Here is a 2,482-nt window from a genome sequence, read left to right as displayed (position 1 = left end):
CGCTTCGACCGGGAATCGGACACGAAAGAGTCTGATAGAGTCGGAAACGCAAGACCGAAGGGAAGCGCCCGGAGGAAAGCCCGCGAGGGTGAGTACAAAGGAAGCGTCCGTTCCTTGAGAACTCAACAGCGTGCCAAAAGTCAACGCCAGATATGTTGATACCCCGGCCTGCTTCGGCAGGTTGGTGGTTCCTTTGAAAGTCCTGCACGGTCCTTCGGGTCCGGGTAGGCAAAACACAGCGAGGACGCAGTGGACAACGGGTCATATTCCGACCTTGTTGTTCCGCTCTCGTGATGTGTCTCCCGATTACGGGAAAACATTCACGGAGAGTTTGATCCTGGCTCAGGACGAACGCTGGCGGCGTGCTTAACACATGCAAGTCGAACGATGAAGCCCTTCGGGGTGGATTAGTGGCGAACGGGTGAGTAACACGTGGGCAATCTGCCCTTCACTCTGGGACAAGCCCTGGAAACGGGGTCTAATACCGGATAACACTCTCTTCCTCCTGGGAGAGGGTTGAAAGCTCCGGCGGTGAAGGATGAGCCCGCGGCCTATCAGCTAGTTGGTGGGGTAATGGCCTACCAAGGCGACGACGGGTAGCCGGCCTGAGAGGGCGACCGGCCACACTGGGACTGAGACACGGCCCAGACTCCTACGGGAGGCAGCAGTGGGGAATATTGCACAATGGGCGAAAGCCTGATGCAGCGACGCCGCGTGAGGGATGACGGCCTTCGGGTTGTAAACCTCTTTCAGCAGGGAAGAAGCGAAAGTGACGGTACCTGCAGAAGAAGCGCCGGCTAACTACGTGCCAGCAGCCGCGGTAATACGTAGGGCGCAAGCGTTGTCCGGAATTATTGGGCGTAAAGAGCTCGTAGGCGGCTTGTCACGTCGGTTGTGAAAGCCCGGGGCTTAACCCCGGGTCTGCAGTCGATACGGGCAGGCTAGAGTGTGGTAGGGGAGATCGGAATTCCTGGTGTAGCGGTGAAATGCGCAGATATCAGGAGGAACACCGGTGGCGAAGGCGGATCTCTGGGCCATTACTGACGCTGAGGAGCGAAAGCGTGGGGAGCGAACAGGATTAGATACCCTGGTAGTCCACGCCGTAAACGTTGGGAACTAGGTGTTGGCGACATTCCACGTCGTCGGTGCCGCAGCTAACGCATTAAGTTCCCCGCCTGGGGAGTACGGCCGCAAGGCTAAAACTCAAAGGAATTGACGGGGGCCCGCACAAGCAGCGGAGCATGTGGCTTAATTCGACGCAACGCGAAGAACCTTACCAAGGCTTGACATACACCGGAAAGCATCAGAGATGGTGCCCCCCTTGTGGTCGGTGTACAGGTGGTGCATGGCTGTCGTCAGCTCGTGTCGTGAGATGTTGGGTTAAGTCCCGCAACGAGCGCAACCCTTGTTCTGTGTTGCCAGCATGCCCTTCGGGGTGATGGGGACTCACAGGAGACTGCCGGGGTCAACTCGGAGGAAGGTGGGGACGACGTCAAGTCATCATGCCCCTTATGTCTTGGGCTGCACACGTGCTACAATGGCCGGTACAATGAGCTGCGATGCCGCGAGGCGGAGCGAATCTCAAAAAGCCGGTCTCAGTTCGGATTGGGGTCTGCAACTCGACCCCATGAAGTCGGAGTTGCTAGTAATCGCAGATCAGCATTGCTGCGGTGAATACGTTCCCGGGCCTTGTACACACCGCCCGTCACGTCACGAAAGTCGGTAACACCCGAAGCCGGTGGCCCAACCCCTTGTGGGAGGGAGCTGTCGAAGGTGGGACTGGCGATTGGGACGAAGTCGTAACAAGGTAGCCGTACCGGAAGGTGCGGCTGGATCACCTCCTTTCTAAGGAGCATCTAGACCCTGTCAAAGGGGTCCAGAGCCACTACGTCGGCAAATGTTCGACGGTGGTCAGCTCATGGGTGGAACGTTGACTACTCGGCACGGCAAGTTGTTTGTCACTAGTACTGCTTCGGCGTGGAACGTGTAGGAACAATTGGTCGGGTCGGGCACGCTGTTGGGTATCTGAAGGTACGGCCGTCATGGTCGTCCTTCGGTTGCCGGCCCCAGTGCAGCACCACGTAGTGGTGTGTGATGGGTGGCTGGTCGTTGTTTGAGAACTGCACAGTGGACGCGAGCATCTGTGGCCAAGTTTTTAAGGGCGCACGGTGGATGCCTTGGCACCAGGAACCGATGAAGGACGTGGGAGGCCACGATAGGCCCCGGGGAGCTGTCAACCAAGCTTTGATCCGGGGGTGTCCGAATGGGGAAACCCGGCAGTCGTCATGGGCTGTCACCCGCTGCTGAACACATAGGCAGTGTGGAGGGAACGAGGGGAAGTGAAACATCTCAGTACCCTCAGGAAGAGAAAACAACCGTGATTCCGGGAGTAGTGGCGAGCGAAACTGGATGAGGCCAAACCGTATGCGTGTGATACCCGGCAGGGGTTGCGCATGCGGGGTTGTGGGATCTCTCTTTCACG

At 58.1% G+C, this 2,482-nt stretch carries 2 rRNA genes (1 of these 2 only partly in view); both read left to right on the top strand.

The annotated features are described in order from the left end of the window. The first annotated feature begins 319 nt into the window (after positions 1-319). Positions 320-1,845: ribosomal RNA gene (locus tag ACN6LM_RS37440) — 16S ribosomal RNA — on the top strand. Between the two features lie 300 nt (positions 1,846-2,145). Further along, positions 2,146-2,482 (top strand): 23S ribosomal RNA (locus ACN6LM_RS37435) (it continues 2,571 nt past the right edge of the window). Together the 16S and 23S rRNA genes form the textbook arrangement of a ribosomal RNA operon.

This window comes from Streptomyces sp. SAS_281 (genome assembly GCF_052542855.1).
The sequence above is the reverse complement of the archived record's forward strand: the minus strand, read 5'-3'. Positions and strand labels throughout refer to the sequence as shown.